Origin of the sequence: Halobacillus shinanisalinarum, from assembly GCF_022919835.1 — a bacterium.
In the GTDB taxonomy this organism is placed as follows: Bacteria; Bacillota; Bacilli; order Bacillales; family Halobacillaceae; genus Halobacillus_A; species Halobacillus_A shinanisalinarum.
The window spans coordinates 3,040,393-3,060,067 of record NZ_CP095074.1 but is presented as its reverse complement, the minus strand read 5'-3'; the positions used below and the strand labels follow the sequence as shown (position 1 = coordinate 3,060,067).

Annotated in this window: 13 protein-coding genes, 3 pseudogenes and 1 riboswitch; of the genes and pseudogenes, 4 read left to right on the top strand and 12 right to left on the bottom strand. The window is 38.5% G+C overall.

Going from position 1 to position 19,675, the window contains the following annotated elements:
• The first annotated feature begins 18 nt into the window (after window positions 1-18).
• From MUO14_RS24615 to MUO14_RS15360, 3 genes are read left to right on the top strand one after another with little or no spacing between them, the layout of a single operon-like run.
• The gene (locus tag MUO14_RS24615) at window positions 19-1,119 is read left to right on the top strand and encodes a hypothetical protein (RefSeq protein ID WP_318035970.1); all 1,101 of its coding nucleotides are present in this window, start codon (window positions 19-21) and stop codon (window positions 1,117-1,119) included.
• Window positions 1,101-3,110, top strand: coding sequence for a beta-galactosidase (locus tag MUO14_RS15365; protein ID WP_318035969.1), 2,010 nt, complete (start codon window positions 1,101-1,103; stop codon window positions 3,108-3,110). The genes MUO14_RS24615 and MUO14_RS15365 overlap by 19 nt, the downstream gene beginning before the upstream one ends.
• Before the next feature lie 31 nt (window positions 3,111-3,141).
• Window positions 3,142-4,215, top strand: coding sequence for a LacI family DNA-binding transcriptional regulator (locus MUO14_RS15360; RefSeq protein WP_244751497.1), 1,074 nt, complete (start codon window positions 3,142-3,144; stop codon window positions 4,213-4,215).
• 103 nt (window positions 4,216-4,318) lie between these two features.
• On the opposite strand, the pseudogene MUO14_RS24800 reads toward MUO14_RS15360, so the two are convergent.
• The 12 genes and pseudogenes from MUO14_RS24800 to MUO14_RS15305 form a co-directional block, all read right to left on the bottom strand.
• A pseudogene (locus MUO14_RS24800) lies at window positions 4,319-4,630 on the bottom strand (Na+ dependent nucleoside transporter N-terminal domain-containing protein).
• A 98-nt stretch (window positions 4,631-4,728) separates the two neighbouring features.
• Window positions 4,729-5,667, bottom strand: a complete 939-nt coding sequence (locus MUO14_RS15355) for a nucleoside hydrolase (RefSeq protein WP_244751496.1) — start codon at window positions 5,665-5,667, stop codon at window positions 4,729-4,731.
• A 12-nt stretch (window positions 5,668-5,679) separates the two neighbouring features.
• Complete coding sequence (locus tag MUO14_RS15350; RefSeq protein WP_244751495.1) at window positions 5,680-6,621, bottom strand: nucleoside hydrolase; 942 nt, start codon at window positions 6,619-6,621, stop codon at window positions 5,680-5,682.
• Window positions 6,622-6,790: 169 nt separating this feature from the next.
• Window positions 6,791-6,893: riboswitch (purine riboswitch) on the bottom strand.
• Between the two features lie 561 nt (window positions 6,894-7,454).
• Window positions 7,455-7,652, bottom strand: a complete 198-nt coding sequence (locus tag MUO14_RS15345) for a DUF3231 family protein (protein WP_244751494.1) — start codon at window positions 7,650-7,652, stop codon at window positions 7,455-7,457.
• Window positions 7,653-8,301: 649 nt separating this feature from the next.
• Entirely contained in the window at window positions 8,302-9,018 is a 717-nt protein-coding gene (locus MUO14_RS15340; protein WP_244751493.1) for a fibronectin type III domain-containing protein, read from the bottom strand.
• The gene (locus MUO14_RS15335; RefSeq protein ID WP_244751492.1) at window positions 9,015-9,881 is read right to left on the bottom strand and encodes a metallophosphoesterase family protein; all 867 of its coding nucleotides are present in this window, start codon (window positions 9,879-9,881) and stop codon (window positions 9,015-9,017) included. Before MUO14_RS15335 ends, MUO14_RS15340 begins: the two co-directional genes overlap by 4 nt.
• A 338-nt stretch (window positions 9,882-10,219) precedes the next feature.
• Window positions 10,220-10,717, bottom strand: a complete 498-nt coding sequence (locus MUO14_RS15330) for a glycosyltransferase (RefSeq protein ID WP_244751491.1) — start codon at window positions 10,715-10,717, stop codon at window positions 10,220-10,222.
• A 152-nt stretch (window positions 10,718-10,869) separates the two neighbouring features.
• A pseudogene (gene ltrA, locus MUO14_RS15325) lies at window positions 10,870-11,892 on the bottom strand (group II intron reverse transcriptase/maturase); the annotation flags it as partial.
• 1,078 nt (window positions 11,893-12,970) lie between these two features.
• Window positions 12,971-13,924 carry a dimethylarginine dimethylaminohydrolase family protein gene (locus MUO14_RS15320; RefSeq protein WP_244751490.1) on the bottom strand — a complete coding sequence of 318 codons (954 nt, stop codon included), beginning with the start codon at window positions 13,922-13,924 and terminating at the stop codon, window positions 12,971-12,973.
• 41 nt (window positions 13,925-13,965) lie between these two features.
• The gene (gene argH, locus MUO14_RS15315; protein WP_244751489.1) at window positions 13,966-15,285 is read right to left on the bottom strand and encodes an argininosuccinate lyase; all 1,320 of its coding nucleotides are present in this window, start codon (window positions 15,283-15,285) and stop codon (window positions 13,966-13,968) included.
• A gap of 33 nt (window positions 15,286-15,318) precedes the next feature.
• Entirely contained in the window at window positions 15,319-16,854 is a 1,536-nt protein-coding gene (locus MUO14_RS15310; RefSeq protein ID WP_244751488.1) for an SLC13 family permease, read from the bottom strand.
• A gap of 808 nt (window positions 16,855-17,662) precedes the next feature.
• Window positions 17,663-18,958: a helix-turn-helix domain-containing protein gene (locus MUO14_RS15305; protein WP_244751487.1), complete on the bottom strand. Its 1,296-nt coding sequence runs from the start codon at window positions 18,956-18,958 to the stop codon at window positions 17,663-17,665.
• A gap of 370 nt (window positions 18,959-19,328) precedes the next feature.
• Between MUO14_RS15305 and MUO14_RS15300 the strand changes: the two are divergent.
• Window positions 19,329-19,430: pseudogene (locus tag MUO14_RS15300) on the top strand (recombinase family protein); the annotation flags it as partial.
• Between the last annotated feature and the right edge of the window lie 245 nt (window positions 19,431-19,675).

Below are 19,675 nucleotides of genomic sequence, written 5' to 3'. Positions count from 1 at the left end.
TTAAAGGTGGTAGTACTAATGGGGAGAAATATTGTTATTTTTTATGATCAGACTTTTCCATTCAGTGGTGAACGGCCTGACCAAACATTTATGTACCGTACAGAAAAGCTGGCTAAGGTTGTCACAGCAGATGAGTTAAAAGACACTGTTGCAAATGATGAAATTGACTGCCTGGTCAACATGCACGGACCTTATTTCCCAAAAAACGCCTGGATTGAATTATTAACCTACTTAAAAACCGGTAAAGGGTTCGTTCACCTAGGCGGTATTCCATTTCGCATTCCTTGTCATTTAGAAAACGGGAAATGGGTAACGGAGAGAGAACAAACTGCTCATCACCAGCTATTAAACATTCATGAAGCACTTGAGGTAAGCCCCGCCCCCATTGAACAACTGAAACATAACCCTGATATTCCTGTATTCAAGAATCAAGAATACCTTTTTACTGTAGAGAAAACATATAACTTTATTCTCCATGTTTCTAAATCAAGTGCTATTGACAAAGAAATGGGTTCCTCCGGGCCAATGGATGCACGCATTTTCCCACTATTGAAAGGAATTTCAAAAGACGAACGTGAAGTTGCAGCTCCTGCCGTATTAATTGAAAATATGAAAGGCGACTTCACTGGTGGGCGCTGGCTTTTTGTCAACCAGCCACTGCGTAATATTTTTTGGTGTGAGAAGGGCACAGAGTCACTTATTTCGTGGGCACACTTCACTACAAAAGGCGTCACCGAAATGTGGCTAAAAACAAATTATGCAAGTTATGAGGAAAATGAGCGTCCAACGATAACGTTTCAACTTCAATCATTTGCTTCAGGAAGAAAGTCATGGACACTTCATTTTAATATTAAGAAGAATAATGAAAGCTGTTTTAAGAAAGTCCTCAAGACCTCCGCATCGCCACAGTTAAATGTTCAATCATTTACCCCCCGCTTGATGTTGAACCAGGACTCTATCAAATTTCTTGCCGAGCTATATCGGAAGACGGAGACACCCACACTTTTCGTAACGGGTTCTGGGGTATGGACCGCGGTGTATTGCAAAGCGGAAAATCTCTTACCTGCGACCGGGATTATTTTTGGAAGGACGGGAGACCATTGCCAATTGTTGGCATGACCTACATGACCTCCGATGTCGCCAGGTACTATCTTTTTCTACCGAACCCTCATTTATGGGATCGGGATTTGGCACAAATGAAGCGTGCAGGAATTAATTACATCCGTACTGGGATATGGACTGCTTGGAGAAACATGATGTTTATTGACGGTCATGTTGATGAAGGAGTACTTCGGGCCATTGATGCGTTTATTTTATGTGCAAGAAAATACGACCTTGAAGTAACGTTTACATTCTTTTCATTTTTACCGGAGATGTGGGAAGGAGAGAATCCGTATTTGGATACACGGAGTCTCGAAGCTCAAAAACGCTTTATAACCACAATCGTTTCCAGACATCGCGATACTACCAATGTTCAATGGGATTTAATTAACGAACCTTCGCTGTTTGATCCTGAACGATCATTTACAGGACCACGTCCACTTCACGACCGTTACGACCAGAAATCATATTCCAACTGGTTAAAGGAGAGGCACCCTTCGATTCGCGTATTACAGGAACGCTGGAACATGACCGAAGAGGAATTACCTCTATTTGATAGAATACATCCGCCTGAACCAGAAGAAATTAACTCGGATATTCAGGATATGATAACTGGAAAAAAGGGGCTCAAATGGCTAGACTACACGCTGTATACAATGGATATGCACAACAATTGGGCAAAGGAACTTACTCAGACAATCAAAAATGAAGCACCGGATCAACTGGTTACCGTCGGTCAAGACGAAGCACTTGCTGCTCAGCGGCCCGCACCTTTCTACTATGCTGAGGTAGTCGATTATACGACAAATCACTCATGGTGGTTATTGGATCAATTACTATGGGACAGTATTTTTGCAAAGTCACCTGAAAAACCGAACCTTATTCAAGAAACAGGAATTATGTACGTTGAGCAATCGAATAACCAGGCCAAACGTACCGAAGAAGAATTGCGAAATATTTTAGAAAGGAAATACGCCTACGCGTTTGCCGGATCAGCTGCTGGAGCTGTACAATGGCTTTGGAATACAAATTACTACATGAACAATGTTAACGAATCGAACATTGGTGCGATCCGCGCGGACGGTACGGAGAAGCCAGAAGCCAACGTATCATACGATTTTGGGGCATTTATGAACGATATCCGTGATTTATTCGTGGGACGGACACTTGAGGAAGTCGTAGTCATTTTCCCCTACTCAAATGACTTCTCCAATCGGAATATGGCTTGTGACGCAACCTCGAAACTAACCAGAACATTGGCGTATAATATGAATATGCCTTTCAGGGCACTAGGAGAATATCACCTTGATTCGCTAACAGATCAGCCACCAAAATTAATCATCGTCCCAAGTGCCCATCAGTTTAATAGTGCTGCACTTAAGAAAATTCTTTGCTCCGTACAAAAAAACGGAGCAAGCCTGTTGTTTACTGGCCCGATTAATCTCGATGAATACTGGCACCAAACAGACCGGATGGCTGATTTAATAGGAGAAACAAAACTGGAGAACGTCTTACGAGAAGAAATGATTACTCTTAATGAAAAGCATATCCCCGTTTCCTTTGGCAGCAGACGTATTGCTGAGGCGTCGAAGGAAGTACAGGTTGGAACCGAAGATTCTACGGCACTACAGGAATTTGAGTACGGAAACGGGAAGATTTTCTGGTCTCCTTTGCCAGTTGAATTAAACGAACGCAATGAACCCTTGACTGCATTGTACGATTATACATTGAAGCAAGCGGGCGTAACTGAGAATCTGCATTGGTTGAAAGGAAATCTCCCAGGAGTTTACGGCAGAAAAGTAACTTTCCAGAGCGGAGCATTGTTTGTATTTGTTTCTGAATACGGAAAAGACACCCCGATCCAAGTAGTCGATCCGACCAATGATACAACGTATACGTTTGAACTTCCATCCGAACGATCTATACTTTTTGCAACGAATACAGACGGATCCATTCAATCAGTATACCGAAAACTCGAAGTGAATGTACATGCGACTAAGAATGTCTAAAAGCTTCTTGTAGGATAAGGAGATACGAACGATGAGAAAAAAAGTCACAATGCAGAAAATCGCAAACTTTGTAGGGGTCTCAAAATTCGCAGTATCTAAGGCACTATCGGGCCAAACAGGTGTCAGTGAAACTACCCGTGCTAAAATTATTGATGCGGCTATAATGTTAGGCTATCAGGTCAACCCGATAGATTATACAAACTTGAAAAAACGAAGTAATCCAAATGTCCTAGCCCCAGCCTTTTCAAAAGGTTATGTAAATGTAATTATTCCTGGTCTTCAAGACAAAGAAGATGGAGCATTCTTTTGGAGTCAGGTTCTTGAAGGCATCTCTCAAGCATTACAACAAAATGGATTAGGTATTATTATCATTTCAGAATATGACCCTGACAAATTTCCAGAAATTATGAGTACTGACAATTTGATCGGATTTATCGGGGTTGGAAACATATCAACTCGGATTCTTTTAAACATTACTAAGACAGGTCTACCTCTGGTTCTAATTGATCACGAGGACCCGATTATTAGCTGTGACACAGTTTTTATGAATAACTTCGATTGTGTGTACCGCCTAACAAATCACCTTATTCAGTTAGGACATCAAAATTTCCAGTTCATCGGTAACATCAACTTTTCAAAAAGCTTCCGCAGTCGTTGGCTCGGATATAATACAAGCATTGAAGAGCATCTTAAAGAATATAGGCAAGGGAAAATGTTGATTACACTACAAGAAGATGATTTTGAGAAGAGGACAGCAGAAATTTCAAAAACGATCAACAAACTCCAATCGAATAACGATATGCCGACAGCCATCGTCTGTGCAAACGACGCAATTGCTTTGAGCACGCTTCAAGCCCTTCAGGACCTTAATATCAAAGTGCCCGAGGAATGCTCTGTGACAGGCTTTGACAATAATGAAGAAATCATAAAAGCATCGCCTTGCTTAACAACTGTACAGGTAAGTAAAAAACTTTTAGGCATCAGAGCTATCGATGTTTTGATTAGAAAACTAAATGTCCCCTACTCTCCGGCAGAAAAACTTTTAATATCAGGAGATCTCGTCCTCAGGGGCTCTATATCATATCCACCGCAGTATAATAAATAACGGAACAATTCAACGCCCAGACGATTTTATTGGTTCTGGGTGTCAACAACTGTTTGAAATTCCCTGATTTCAACTGAAACAAATTCCCTACTATCACCGAATATTAGCTGGCTGTATGCCAGCTTTCTTCTTTTCTCTTTAACGAACAAATCCCCTTTAATATTAAACGTGGTGGAACCACCGAATAAAAATGAACACCTTCATTAGAGGTATCAATAATACTTTGCACGGAATTCTTGATCCCTTTAAATATTTCCTTTCTTGTTTCCCATTTCAGTATGATGAACCCAAAGATGAATTATAATGAAAGCGCACCAATTATTGTGCGCAAGTTTATTAACTTTTTATTGGTAGAAAGTAAATACGTGATCCCCAATATTACTAGTATTCCAAATACTCTCCACAAGATTTGCACATATGCCAACCTTTCAGAGATGTTTTAACTAAGATGTTATGGGGTAAAACACGCTTTATTGTTTAGTTAGATGGTCTTCAGTCAATTATTGATGAAATTTACATTAGCACCTGCAATAATTGATCTTTAAACATGCTCCGATTCACTTCTTCACATACGCAAACATTCGGTTCTTTACCACTCCGATTGTTGATATCAATCATACTATATCCCCTAGTCAGCTCTCCTTTTGTTTCTACATCAACAAAGTAATTAGCTGATCTGGTCATAAGGTCTTTGTTTGCAGCAACGGCTACTAACAATGTATCTGGGTGAGTCGTCCCGTTGAGTCGATGAACTTCTTTATTGAATTTTCTTACTACTCGGTTGATTTTGATGAAAAATTCGGACCCTGTAGTTGATAATTGTTCTATTTCCCTATGGTCGTTATCATCCATAATCGAGTACTTGGTACACATATCCCACCCTACCAGTGTAATAGGGACCCTTGAATGTAATACTAATCTGGCCGCTTCAGGATCGACCCAAAAATTATATTCAGCTGCCGCGGTAATATTACCATGTGAATTGTTGGTTCCACCCATTATATAAATACGTGGTATATCTTTTATAATGGATGGATCTTTTTTGATGGCCATTGCAATATTTGTTAATGGTGCAATGGCCAATACATTTATTTCACCAGGGTTCGCTTTGACTTTTTCAATGATAAAATCAACAGCGTGCCCTTGTTCATGCCGCTGTTTGGCTTTTTCGAAAAAGGAATCCCCCATACCATCTTTTCCATGAACATCTTCAACTGTTTGATGACGCTCCGTTACACTAGTGAGGAGGGGACCTTCAAAACCTTTGTAAACGGGCACGTATTCTTTAGGGTTTGCCACTTGGATCGTGTAAAGTGCATTTTCGACCTCTTGGTCAAAGTCCACATTACCTCCAGTAATGGTTACTCCCTCTACTTTAAAATAATGCAAGGCTGTTAGCAGGGCTATCGTATCGTCTCCTGCCGTGTCTGTATCAATAATGACTTTTCGCATAGACAGCTCTCCTCATTTATTTTGTTTAGCAAGCTCTGTAATGTAATCAAAGAAAGCGTTCCGATCCACTTCATACACTAATTCTACTTCTCTTCCATTTTCAGAGAGTTCAGTTCTCCCTTGACTTCCCCCTGATTCATGTACGATGCATTTTACCTTTTTCTTCTTGACTAAGTCTTTCTTCCCTATGATTGCCGTAGTTAGAACATCCCACAAAAAGTAAGTCGAATTCGTTTGAAAATGAACTAACGGTGGAACCATAGCGTAACATTGGCCTATAAAATCAACACCTATATCTCTTCTCTGTGATGCCCACTTTTTTCTAACATCCAATGTAAGAGGAACCATATTGGTACTTTCTAAGGCGACTAAGTCAATAAGAATCGAGCTATCCCAAACTACTCTTGCTGCTTCAGGATCCCAAAAAGCATTCCATTCAGCGGTACCATCATGTTCTGGTTCTTCTACGTTACCATTTTCCAAAAAGGTACCACCCATCCAAACTAATCTTTCAATCTTTTGCTCGATGTCCGGTGCAGCTTTAAGTGCCCGAGCTAAATCGGTTAATGGGCCTATAAAAACCAAAGTAGTCGGCGAATCACTATCACGGAGAACTTTTATCATATGCTCATGAGATGGTAATGTAGAAATTCTTGCTTGTGTAGATTCAAATTCATTTAAAAGCGGCAATGCATCAACATAAAAAGCGTGCATACGCCAGTCTTTTGGGAAAGGGTTTTTCCCACGAGAAGTAGAGGCAGCAATTTCTACTTTTTTACCCCTTCCAAACCGATCAACTATCTTTTGGCTTGCATACATAGCAGGTTCTAAATAACAATCTGCCGGGGTAACCCCTACACCTAATAAGTTAATGTTTTTCATTTGCAATAACAGGAATAGAGACACCAGATCATCTACCCCTCCATCATGATTTAAATATACATTTTCACTCATTTTCCTTACCTCCTTGTTGTTTAATATACTCTTAGTTTTGGTCAAAAGAAAAAGGTCTAGAATGTAGAAACCTTTCTACATTCTAGACCTACGAAGTCAAAGTAATATAATTAAGCAAAAAATGAAGCTAGTGCTAAATCATAAAATCGTATCGGCAAAAAAGGCCGAACAACCAAATACTTTAACTCGTAGTCTAGTTCTTTCATGGGAACCAGGTAGAGACACTCAGACTATATTACCGAGGATATACGAGTAATGATACTTTAAGATGATTACAGTGATAATATAGCAAATTCACAATAGACAATCAAAAAAACATATTAATGTTCGTTTTTTTGATTGAGCGAGAAAAAATAGGTTAATCCATAATATGGTTGTTTTGGAATATACCCATTTAAAGTATAACCCCCCCCCGTTATTAATAACATTCCCTTTTGGTACCCCTAATGCCACGCGATTCTTTACCTTTGTCTTTGGCGTCTTCCACTCTTTTCATCGAATCATACCCTTCCACATCCCTGTCTCATTTACTGCCCGCCCCTTTGGTCGTTGGGACTTTGTTTTGTTTGGCAAACTCATCCCAGACAGCCTTCTATGAGATTCGTATTCCTCAGGGCGGAAGTTTGTCTCCAGCTTCCTTCAGATTCCAAGTCGCCCTGGACACCCTTGCTTTTGACTAACGGCTACAACGACCTTCACCGTTCGGGACTTGAACCCTATAGCTTATGCCCATGCCGGGCACACCAAAGAGGCGCGTTATTCGATAAACGCGCCCCCTATCATGAAGACTCGGTTTCAAGATAATCTTACTCAAAGCAATTATCAAACTTCTATTAGCTGGTATTCAGGAAGGATAAATCCATTTTTGGTGGTTCTTCAAGCCATCCTTTAGACATCATGAGCTTAACCCCGTTCCGTTGATATTGAAATATTTCCTTACCGAATATTGCGTTTTGGGCCTGCAAATCATTACGTAAACTAAAACCAGCTCCAAACCCCCCTCCTCCACCAGCGAAGCGTATAGAGGTCATGAATGTGTTCTTTCCCTATATCCGTGGCTGGTATATTGGTGATGAACATATTGACGGCACACAAACATTTCGTTTTTGCCTTGTATGTAATTCCTTTCTTTTTTTCCTTTTGTCTACGATCTATCAATCGTTGATCCGTCTGTTCTTCTGTCAGCTTATAGATGAGAAAGCGAGGTTGGTGTTTTTTATTTTTCCCCAAGTAAAGATCATGGAGCTATTCGACCTCCCCAGGCTACGAATTATGATCAGTGCCTGGAAGATTATGCGAGAAGAAGGTTAACAGATGAGGAAGCAAGACCATTAATTAAAGCGTTGTTTGGTTCAATCGAAATAGCACAAGTTAAGAGTTTACCCATACTTCAAAGAAATGAGATTTTACGAAGAGTTAAAGGAATCGATGGCTTATCCCAGCGCCAGGCCGCAAGAATATTAGGAGTATCTCCAAATCTAGTTTTTAAAGCATAGGGAAGCGAGAGGAGACGAAGAGGCGTTTCTATTGCTTTACTTGGTACTCCGTTCATTTTGCACAGGATGCACAAGAACCGTCCCCATGCTTCACAGGTAAAGAATTTTAAAGTTATGATAAAACTCAGCCATGAAAAAGAGACGAATCCCTCTCTTTTTCATGGCTATATTTGACTTTATTAAACTATTTCCATTTGTTGATTAAATCGTCCGCATTCATCATGAGATAGTTGTACGCATTATCCGATATTTGGTTGTTCGCTTTCCTATGTTCTAATAAATACTTAACTTTGGTCATGTGTTTAATAGCTTTTTCTGAAGCATTTTTTTGTATAAATCTGTTTACTGTATTCAATTGAGCCTTCAATGATTGAGCAACGCCATGGTTTATGAACTCCCCGTCATCCTCAAACCGTTTGACTACTTCCTGCATTTCAAGAACGCTTTCTGCTAAAGTTGTTGCATTTGTAGTCAGATCATTACTTACATTTCCGAAGGCATCAATAGCTTGTACATTAATTTGATATGCTGTAGCTGGTTGAAGATTGTTTATAGGAAATTCTAATGAGCTTGGCACCTCTCCATTATAATATTCCGAAAAGGCCTTGTACTGATTTGCGATTTCCCCGGTTTTTTGATTCATGGCAGTCACTTGATAAGAATGTGTCAATAAATTATCAAATGCCTGTGGGAAAGATATGTTTAAGCTGTTCGTCGTTATTTGACTAACAGAAAGATTCGAATCATTATCAAAATAAGGGCTTTCCTGATCACGATCGTCTGTGTATTTAAAGTCTTCTTTACTTTTTACTGGAGTTTTAATAACCCAGGGATCCTGTACCCATCGTTCGCCGGTAAAGTTACGGCGCTTGATGACAACCTCATCATCATAGACTTTCACAAGAAGTCCGTTACTAACCTCTGCCTCGGGACTTCACCTTGAAGGTATCCCTTTTCCGTCCATATATAAGATATAGAACCAGAATTGACAGCAGTGTAGTCTTTTTGATAGATAGATTTTGGATCACTAACAGGATAATGTGTATGGCCGGCAACTAAAACTACTTGCGGATATTTTTTAAGCGTTTCTCGAAGCAATCTCTGGTTATCATTTTCAATATACCAATCTTCCGTGCCGTATGTTGTATTTTTAATACCATGGTGCAAGAAAACGAAAATTGGTTTATTCGGATCCCTCTGTTCTGATTGCTTTAACTGATCTCCTAACCATTGAACCTGCTCTTTTGAATAGAAGTAACCACGCTCTTCACCCATCATTATAAAGTCATAGCCTTTGATGTTCTTTTGATAGTAAAGAGATTCCATGCCTGTTTTATCAAAAAATCGTTGTTGTGATTTTTTAGGTGTAAGGCCGTTATAATTATACTCATGATTTCCAATACCAATGAGTTGCTCCGCCTGAGGCTGAACATGTTTATTAAAGATGGATGACCATGTGTCATATTCCTCTTCATAGCCATGACTGGTTAAGTCGCCAATAAAAACGAATGCATCTTGATTTGGTGCTAGTTGATTCAGTTGATTCATAGCATTGTCAAATCTCTCCGGATCTCCCTCAGCTCGACCGAGTTGTGTGTCGCTGATTACAGGAAAAACTAAATTTGGTTCTTCCGAAGTGGTATTCGAATCTCCCGAATTATCTTCTGCCTGTGTGTTCCAAGTAGATGCAGTCATTCCTAGTGAGAAAACCAGAATTGTTGCAACAAGCAATTTCATAAGTTTCTTCTGAAAAATATTTGACATGTAAGTACCTCCTGAATTTTATGATTCGAAACAATGTGATTTATAGAGGGTTTCTTTACCCTCAAAAATAGATTTGTGCACCTCCTTTTCCATTCAATCTGTTATATTTCAATTGAAAGTTTTACTACATTGTACATTTCTTAAACTAATTCAGTTTAAAATAATATGTTTAAGCTTTGGGAGACTAGGCCCTATGAGAAGGAGGGCGTTCCCGTTCTTCCTTGCTAACTAATTAGTTGGGGATCCGGAAACCGTGTAATGGTCAGAATAGTCATCATATGTGTAGGTTTGGCCCCAGGATTGTACTGACCATGTTGGTGATTTTACTTTTTTTGAGTCTATATACCAGTTATCCGGTGTTGCGTGGTTTTTTCCACAAAAATATAATCAAGATATTGACTGTTTAAATCCGGGTAATTGTATTGTGCGATTGAATTCGTTGTCGGATCCCAAGTAGATGAATGCCCTGTATATTTTGTCGGTTGGCTAACATTTAGCAAGTCAGTCATGGTTGAATATTCGTTTGAATTCTTCATGACATTAAGGTCTCCGCCGATATAATTAATTTCATCTTTAGGGATTTGCTTTTCTTCGATAAATGCTGTAGCTCTTTCATTTCCAAAATTTCTAGACAAATTAACGTAAGATACACATTTATCATGTTCCCTAAAACTTTTAATGATTTCCCTAGTGTTATCTTTGCTTCCGTCATTTACAAATAGAATCTCATAAGTATAGCCTACTAAATTAGTTAGAACTCCCGTGACTCTTTCATAAAAAAAACGTAAAGTCTCATCTTCATTAAAAGCAGGAACTAAAATAGTGATTTTATTCAAAATTAACAACCCTTTCGATTAAATAAAATTACCTATTGCACCCCCTTCAACCTTAAGTGATCAATCACTGTGTTAATCATCACTTAAGTAACGGGAGTGTACCAGCTTCCCAAAGGCTTAGAACATTTTACCATCTATTAGGTAATTTCAATGATGCCTGTATGTGCCACCCGTTTCTTACCCTTTTTATTCGCACGAATAGTGAAACCTAAGAACTCAGATTCTCGTTTTCTCAAGTTTACAATTTGAGATTTCTCAGGAGAGATGTCTAGCTTTAAGCGCTCTTTTAAGTAAAGTCGTACCGCATGGTACCACCGTTGAGCAGTCTTTCCATCTCGACATAGGATTTTGAAATCATCGGCGTACCTAACCAAGTATCCCTCTTTCAAATTTGTTCGTTTTCTAGCCTGCCTTTTAGCATCATCAGAACTGTATGATTTGGTAAGAGGAAATACCTCCCATTGGTCCAGGTCATTTAAAACCACGTTTGATAGTAGAGGAGATAAAATTCCACCTTGCGGGGATCCTTTCTCTGGTACGCCTTCTCCATCAATTTCTGACTTTATCATTTTCGAGATACAAGTAAGAAGCTTGCGGTCTTGAATACCCATATTCCAAAGCTGTTTATTTAACAATGAGTGATTTACATTATCAAAGAAGCTTTTAATATCTATATCAACCACAAAATGAAATTGCGCTTGATTAATCAAGTATTGTATCCTAGCCATAGCATGATGAGCAGACCGGAGAGGTCTGAACCCGTAGCTATGCTTGAAAAACTGAGATTCTACAATAGGTTCGAGAACTTGTTTGAAACATTGTTGGATGATTCTATCCAAGATACATGGAATCCCAAGAGGTCTCCATTTACCATTTTCTTTTTCAATCCATTCTCTGCGAACTTTCTTCGGGTGATAATTTCTTAGTTTGGTCCGTACTTCTGTAACGAGTTCATTTTCTGATAGTTCTTTCATATCGTCGATGGTTTTCCCATCGGTACCTGGTGTTTTAGAACCTTTATTGGTTTTTATCATGCGAAAAGCGAGCAGGATGTTTTCTCTTGATATGATGGTGTCATAGAGATGAGAAAATACTTGTCCTCGGCTCGCTTTTTCGTATAGTTCTGTAAATGTCTCCGTCATATTGTAATAATCCCAGTTTCGTAACGTTGGCACTGTGGCATCCCTCCTTATGGAGTGATGTTCCCACGTTCCTACCCGATCGGTGCCGTTCACATTAGGAAAATAATCGTTTCATTCATTAGACTTGGGGTTGTTCCTCCCCGTTAAAGGAGGTTCATCAGTCATTCCCCTACCCTCACAAGGATAAATGCTTTTCAGCATAACTTTATAGCAAACGTTTCGGGTGACAGCCCTTGATTCAACGTTCCTTGCTTTCCAAGTCCCTTACAGCGTAGCTATCCTTACTGAACATAGGTGCTTCCTTTAAGCCTGTGAGCTGGATACCGCCATGGTTCGGTATAGCGTCTTTCAGAGGGCGCAATTTTACTCCACACCACTCACCCCATCGTGAGATGGGACATAAGTTTCCTTATGTTCGAATCTTTAGACCCTTACATTCGGAAGTTCGTCAGTTCCTATTTCAAAGAACTATTCTCACCTTATCCAGTTTTTCAGCCGTGCGGCATATCCGTTAGCATACCTTTTCATAAGAATGGCTTCAGCCTTCGTTCTGCCGAATCCACCTGTGCTTCATACCCTAAGACCTGTCAGCCTTAACGCATGCAGGAGTATTGACGGGATGGTTTCAAGAAACATGGTTCCGTCATTCCCATCCTCCGTTGTAAAGTTGAAATTTTAAATGCTTAAAACTTCCTGTATTTTCACGCTGAAAAGCGTTTATAACAGAACTTGTCGCGCGCACCCTATTGCTTAATACCAATTATTTCAAAACAATTAATCCAGTTCAATAATTTTCACAAAAATTAAGACACCTACCTTGTTCAAGATAGGCGCCCGTTTTTTCAGCCAGCAATTGCTCGATCTCCTGATTGTTCTGCGACTCTTGATGATATAATGAACTCATATTAATCAGTCGGGGGCAATACGCAATGTGATCTCTCAACACCCATGCTAGCCCCGCCGTTTACACACTGCCGTAGAAAACCATAGTCGGTAAGACAACCTTTAACATATAGCAGTTTCATTTTCGATTAATAAAGGCTAGACACGTTTCTGCCTTATTAAATAGACTAAGTATTACATCAAATCCACGTCCTACTTGTTTACATGATTAAAGTGCGCCAATTGGATCCCGTTTTAAAAATGCAGTCATACAGTGAATAGCACCCCACCCTTTTAGAATTTCATTCATATCTGCTTCAATTACCTTAACACCAGCATTCACAATTTTTTCTTTTGTCTCTGGATTACCGCTGGGCATAACAATTTTTCCAGGCTCCAAAGCAACAAAATTGATGCAGGACCCCTTTTTAAGCTCTTCGAAATTTGTTACTTCAACAATGTTAAAACCAAGGTTGAGCAATTGTTTTACGACATCGTAAGGTATTTGCCATGGAAATAATACGGCAGTTTTTTTATCGGCGATATTTATAAGCCCATCAAGATGCGCATGCCCGTATGGAATTTGGAAATGGATGATATCCGTAACCCCCATATTCCTAAGTTCAGATTCCACCTGCGCAACGCCTTCTTTATTGGCACGAGCGCCCGTACCCAAAATCACTGTATTTCGATCAATCCACATGCCACATGCACCGTCAAACCAGCCATCTCCATTAATCGTTTTTACAATTGGCACACCTAGTTTGGCTAACGCTTCTGCAGTGTACCGCTCTTCCCCGCGACGAGCAGAAATCCCATTCCGACAAACAATTGCGCCTTCAGGTGTCATGAACACTTGGTCTCTCATAAATAGCGCATTCGGCCGATCTTCACGTTGCTGTTCTACATAATGCACATTCACACCATGGTTACGGTATATGTCGGTTAATTCATTATGTTGTTGTTTTGCTTTCGTAAAGTCCATAGGCGCCTTCCAACGAAAATCCCCGAAATTATTCTCTGTAATGAATTTAATTTCTTTTCCAGGTTTTCGCATAATAACATCCCTTAACTTGCCAATCTCCGAATCACAATACCAATCTCCCCATAGTTCCTTCATTTCCTCAGAAAATGGTGTCGTTGAGGGAAACCATCTTTCTCCCTGTACTTTTACTTCCTTCATTTTTTTCCTCCTCACATCAATTTTTTAATAGTGACAGTACTCTATTTTAATAATGTTTTTTTAATGCCCTTGTTCATGCTTTTTTGATAGTCGAGATATTCATAAATATCTTCTTTGATCACCGAGCTAAAAGACTTTAATTCTTCCAGTGATAATTCTTCTATACTTTTTTCGTTGTCTTCGCAAAAAATGACTATTGAACCCACTATGCTATGTGCATCTCTAAAATATACTCCTTTTTTAACAAGATAATCTGCTAAATCAGTCGCATTTAGAAACCCGTTTTTTACTGACTTGCCCATTACTTCTTTATTTACTTCCAAGGTGTCTATGATTGACGCCATAACTTCAAGGCAAGACAGTGTTGTATCTATGGAATCAAAAAAGGGTTCTTTATCTTCTTGCATATCTTTATTATAAGCCAGAGGTAAACCTTTCATCGTCGTTAATAATGAAAATAAATCACCATATACCCGACCGGTTTTTCCTCTTATTAATTCTGCAGAATCCGGATTTCTCTTTTGGGGCATAATACTACTTCCAGTAGAATAGGCGTCATCTATTTCAATAAAGTTAAACTCTTGAGTACTCCATAAAATGAGCTCTTCACTCAGTCTGCTGAGATGCATCATTAATATTGAAAAGCACGACATTAATTCTAATAAATAATCGCGATCGCTGACCCCATCTAAGAAATTATTGACAGGTTTCTTAAATCCTAATGCTTTGGCAGTGAAATCTCGATTAATATTATGGGTTGTACCAGCTAAAGCTCCGCATCCGAGTGGACTTTCATCCATAAGAGCAACAGCATTTTCAAGTCGTTTTTTATCCCTATCAACCATTTGAAAATAGGCCATCAAATGATGTTTAAATGTTACAACTTGAGCTCTTTGTAAATGTGTGTACCCCGGCATAATCGCCGCATTTTCATCTGCTTTCTTTTTTAAATTGTTTTGAAGTAATTCAACAGCTTCGATCACTTCAGTAGATTTTTTTTTCGCATATAAACGGATGTCTACTGCAATTTGATCATTTCTGCTTCTTGCGGTATGAAGTTTCTTTCCTGTTTCACCAATTCTTTCTATCAGATTAGTCTCAATAAAACTATGAATATCTTCATAATCTCCTTTTATTAACAGATCATTATTTTCAATATCAGATAAAATTGAATTTAACCCTTCAATAATTTTATTTCCTTCTAATTCAGTAAGAATTTCGCTCGCGATAAGCATTTTTATATGCGAAAGACTGCCAGTAATATCTTCGTAGACAAGTCTTTTATCTATAGCAAGAGAGCTGTTAAAGCTCTCCATTAATTTATTTTCTCCCTTTCGAAAACGACCGCCCCAAAGTTTCATAAAAAAACCTCCTCGTAAAGAAATAAAAATATTTTATGCTGAATAACTTTCATCAGACGAAGGTGTCCTTTGATTATAGAATTTAAAAAGGACAAGAACACCGATTACCATTAATGTCACAGCTATATAAATTGCTGTTTCGTAGCCTATTAATCCTCCAACTATAAATGCAATGACTGTTATAGCCCCATTAAACAATGCAATGGGAACCTGAGTTTTATTATGATCTTTGTGATCAGAGCCTGCCCCGGTTGAAGATAAAATTGTTGTATCTGAGATTGGTGAACAATGATCTCCAAAAATTCCGCCTGATATGACCGCACCTATGCATGCGTACATAGATATATCAAGGTGAAAAGCTAAAGGAATAGCTAAAGGTAGCATAATGGCAAAAGTTCCCCAGGAAGTTCCATTGGCAAATGACATACAAGCACCAACAACAAAAATAATAGCTGGTACCAGGAAAAGAGGTATATTTCCATCTATTAATTGGACAATATATTTTGCCGTTCCCATCTTGTCAAGAACTGAACCAAGAGACCATGCAAGCACCAATATAATTAAAATATCCATCATTCTTTTCATGCCGGAAATATAAATTTCAAAGGCCTCGGCTATTTTTCTTACTTTGTATAGAGCCATTAAAACTATAATGGATAGCCCCGCAAATAAATAGGCCGTGGTTAAAGCAACTCTAAAATCATTTCCTTCAATCTTTTCAAATGGAAATCCAAGTGGAATTAACAACCCAACAAGTGTTGCTAAAAGCATTAGAATCGGAAACCACACTAGAATAGGCTTACTGCTCGTTTCCTTCATTTCAGTAAACCCTTCTGATTTACGCAATGGTTTAGAATCAGACCAGTATACTTGTCCCGTTTCCTTTATACGCCTTTCTGCTTTAGCCATTGGTCCAAAGTCTAGCTTAGTTATCACGATTAAAGGGACGATAAGTACTGCCAACATTGGATAAATATAATAAGGGATAGAATGAATAAAAGTACTCCACCCTGATTCAGTTATATTTAAACGGCCGTACTCTGTATTGATAAGACCTATTATGTACACCCCCCAACCAATAAAAGGGATCATAACAGAGACAGGTGAAGCAGTTGAATCAATGATCCAAGCCAATTTTTCTCTTGATACCTTAGCTTTGTCAAAGAGGGGTTCGAATACTGGCCCGATAATTAAAGGTGTACCGAGCTCAGAGAAAAAAATTGCAATACCAGCTATCCAGGCAGCAAGTTGAGTCTTTACCCGGCTTTTGATTAATCCTGCTAACTTAGATGCAAAAGCTACAGCCCCACCTGACTTTTCCAAAAGCGCTACAAAACCACCGATAAATACTAACAGCACTAAAATACCAGCATTATAACTGTCAGTGATCTGTACAAAGAAATAATCCCCAATTACCGTTGTTACTGAGTTTAATGGATTATAATGTGACAAGATCAGTATTCCAGAAAACAACCCTAAAAATAATGAGATAATCACATTCCTGGTACAAAGTGCCATAACAATAGCAATGATAGGAGGAATTAAAGACAATAACCCCATATGGTCCATACATTACACCCCTTTTTAAATTTTTTAGAATTATATATACCTAAACTTCACCCTTTTACATGATACGTTGGGATTAAGGTCAACGGATCATAGAGAGTTTTTACTTTACATTCGGGTGATTTAAGGTTATTTACCCTTAATTATATTCTAATAATTCATTTTTTTCAAACATCTTTTGAAATATTTTAATAAACACTAGATTCATATTGGAGAGGCTCAATTAAATGAGACAGAAAAAAACACCACCAGTGTCGTATATTTAACGACATTTGGAGGTGTTTTTCATGGGGAGAAAAAAGACAGTGTATCCTGTGAGAAATAAGAAGGGAAGTTGTCCGATTAAACTTATCGAGGAACATACCAATCGAGAGTTTCGTATAGGGTATCGAATGGTCCGAGATCTTCTCCGTGAATAGATATCTAGTCATCTTGGATGCATTAGAAGATGTGTGTAAGGGACGGGAAGCATACGAAGTGATTCCTCATCGTGACTAGGGAGCACAGTATACGTCCTGTACGTTTCAACAAGCATCTAAAGAAAAAGGCATTTTCACAAGCATGTGCTGGAAAGAGGACTGCTTTGATAATGCCCTCATCGAGTTCTTCCACTCCTCACTAAAGTCGGAAGACTTCACCCATAATCAAGAAGGTACTAGAAAAAGTAGAATCGTATATGTAGTATCACAACTATATACGACACCTTCTAAATTAAATTGCTATACCCCCCTTAGAAATTAGGGTCATAAAAGCCTGTGTATTTTCTTTATCCTATTTTTCAGAGTTTGTAAGCTAAATTTCTAAGTACTGGTTAACCTAATCGATATAATTTACTCGGCCGGCCACGTGTTGATAAGGACTTTTCACCGATATACTGCAGCAGCCTAACATCACTCAATGAGGACACAATTCTACGGGCATTCCTTTCATCCAACCCGAGATGGGTAGCCAGATCACTAGTAGTAAAGTGATCCCATCCCTTTGTTTTAACTAAGGCAACAATTTTATTATACATTTTAAAGCTAACATTTGCTTTTTTGATACTATTAAGAATTTTTTCGTCATTCATTAGACTAGAGTAAACCAATTCATCTTCTTTTCCTGCTGATTCAATCACAGTTCCATCCTCTTGAACAATGATAATTTCCGAATTTGCTTTTTCTTTAGATTGTTGGATTGCTCGAAGTCCATTTACTTCTGCAGAAAACACAGTCTCTCCGAATCCGATACCTACTGCTACTGATGTTCCCGAATTAAGTGCTAATTGCTCAACATCTTTTTTCAACAGTCTGATTCCTCGTTCGATAGCACCTCGTGTACTGAAAATCACATATCGTCCGTTACCTTTTTCCAACAGAGAACCCTCTAAACTATCACATAGCCCAATCAAAGTCTTTTTCAATTCCAATTCTAAATACTGCAAATCATAGGGTCTTCTAGCCTTTTGTTTAATTTTATCAAAGTGTTCGATATCGATAATCTTTACACCAATTTGTGTATCCTTAAAATAAAAAGTTCTTACTTTTTCTGCAAGGACTCGTAGTGTCTGACGAATTTCCAATTGGCTGGGAGTATACCAGTAAACTGGAACCCCTGCCGTTTTTAATCTTTGATAGACTCCCTCAAAGCATGTAATGGAAGCGTTTGTCTGGCCCTTTTTCCATAAATCAAGATGGAAATTAAATAAGTCATTAGGCTTCGTATCGATATCATATGTTTTTACAAATACTTTTCCTAATGTTAAATCCAACTGTTTCAACGCCTCATCTAGTTCATTTCGAGTTAATTCATCAACACTTACATCATCCACAAAAGTTCCCTGGAAAAAGGCCTTGTGTAGAAAGCACCTATAGAGACTCGACTCAGTATGTTGTGTGTAAATTAAATGTTCATCTGAGTCTAATGCACTTTTTGCAATCATGTAGGAAAGTTTACCAGAAAAAAGCCAGAAGTTAACTTGATGGTCATTTTGCGACACAATTTGACGAGTCTCTTGAAATTCAACGTAGGGATAAGGAATAAACTGCATGTCTTCTCCAAATCCTTCAGCCATAGAAATCATCCGATCTACGGAGCTTCCAGGGCCAACAACTCCGATTTTATACATATGATCATCTTTCCAATCTTTGTTTTAATTTCTAAACTGATAGAATTGTTTGATAATAACAATTATAGCATATTATCGCTTAACTAAAGAAAAACTACAAAATCGGAATCTGAATGTACAATTTCCTTGAAGAAGTAATACATTGGTGGAAATTACATTTCAGAGAGATCGCAGATTCCATCATTCTCTTTGTATACTTAAATTGTTCATAAACAAATCGTCTGTAAAAGTTAACTTTTACGAACGGTGGCATTTTGTTTAATATTATCAGTTTCTACGTTCGTAATTGACCAAAAAGTAATTACGAACGAAATCGCGTATACTTAAGGGAGAAAGTAAAGCACAATGTGAAAGAGAGTTATTCCTAAAAATGGAAAACAGGAACTATGGGTACATACGAGTGAGCAGTAAGGGGCAAGTGGCTGCGATGAAAGAACAAGGAATTAACAAACGCGATATTTTTATTGATAAGTTTTTTTGTAAACGGGGTATGGAAACGATTCGAAGATTGAGGGGCCACATATGTAACTATCCAACCGGTAACGTAAAAACATTTTTAGAAAACAGCCTTAAGTACAGAGATTATACCTATTATCTGTCTTCTTACAATGGAGATACTTACACCCCAAAAACTTGGCGTATTAAACTGCCCAACATATGAGTGTCCATTTAACAATTCCTACTTTCATTGCTTTAAAGAGGCCCGCTTTCTTTCGT

Bases quoted from the DNA above. Each gene is read 5' to 3' on its own strand.
- MUO14_RS24615 (WP_318035970.1), top strand. From the start codon at position 19: ATGGGGAGAAATATTGTTATTTTTTATGATCAGACTTTTCCATTCAGT.
- MUO14_RS15360 (WP_244751497.1), top strand. From the start codon at position 3,142: ATGAGAAAAAAAGTCACAATGCAGAAAATCGCAAACTTTGTAGGGGTC.
- MUO14_RS15355 (WP_244751496.1), bottom strand. From the start codon at position 5,667: ATGCGAAAAGTCATTATTGATACAGACACGGCAGGAGACGATACGATA.
- MUO14_RS15350 (WP_244751495.1), bottom strand. From the start codon at position 6,621: ATGAGTGAAAATGTATATTTAAATCATGATGGAGGGGTAGATGATCTG.
- MUO14_RS15345 (WP_244751494.1), bottom strand. From the start codon at position 7,652: ATGACCTCTATACGCTTCGCTGGTGGAGGAGGGGGGTTTGGAGCTGGT.
- MUO14_RS15335 (WP_244751492.1), bottom strand. From the start codon at position 9,881: ATGTCAAATATTTTTCAGAAGAAACTTATGAAATTGCTTGTTGCAACA.
- MUO14_RS15320 (WP_244751490.1), bottom strand. From the start codon at position 13,924: ATGAAGGAAGTAAAAGTACAGGGAGAAAGATGGTTTCCCTCAACGACA.
- argH (WP_244751489.1), bottom strand. From the start codon at position 15,285: ATGAAACTTTGGGGCGGTCGTTTTCGAAAGGGAGAAAATAAATTAATG.
- MUO14_RS15310 (WP_244751488.1), bottom strand. From the start codon at position 16,854: ATGGACCATATGGGGTTATTGTCTTTAATTCCTCCTATCATTGCTATT.
- MUO14_RS15305 (WP_244751487.1), bottom strand. From the start codon at position 18,958: ATGTATAAAATCGGAGTTGTTGGCCCTGGAAGCTCCGTAGATCGGATG.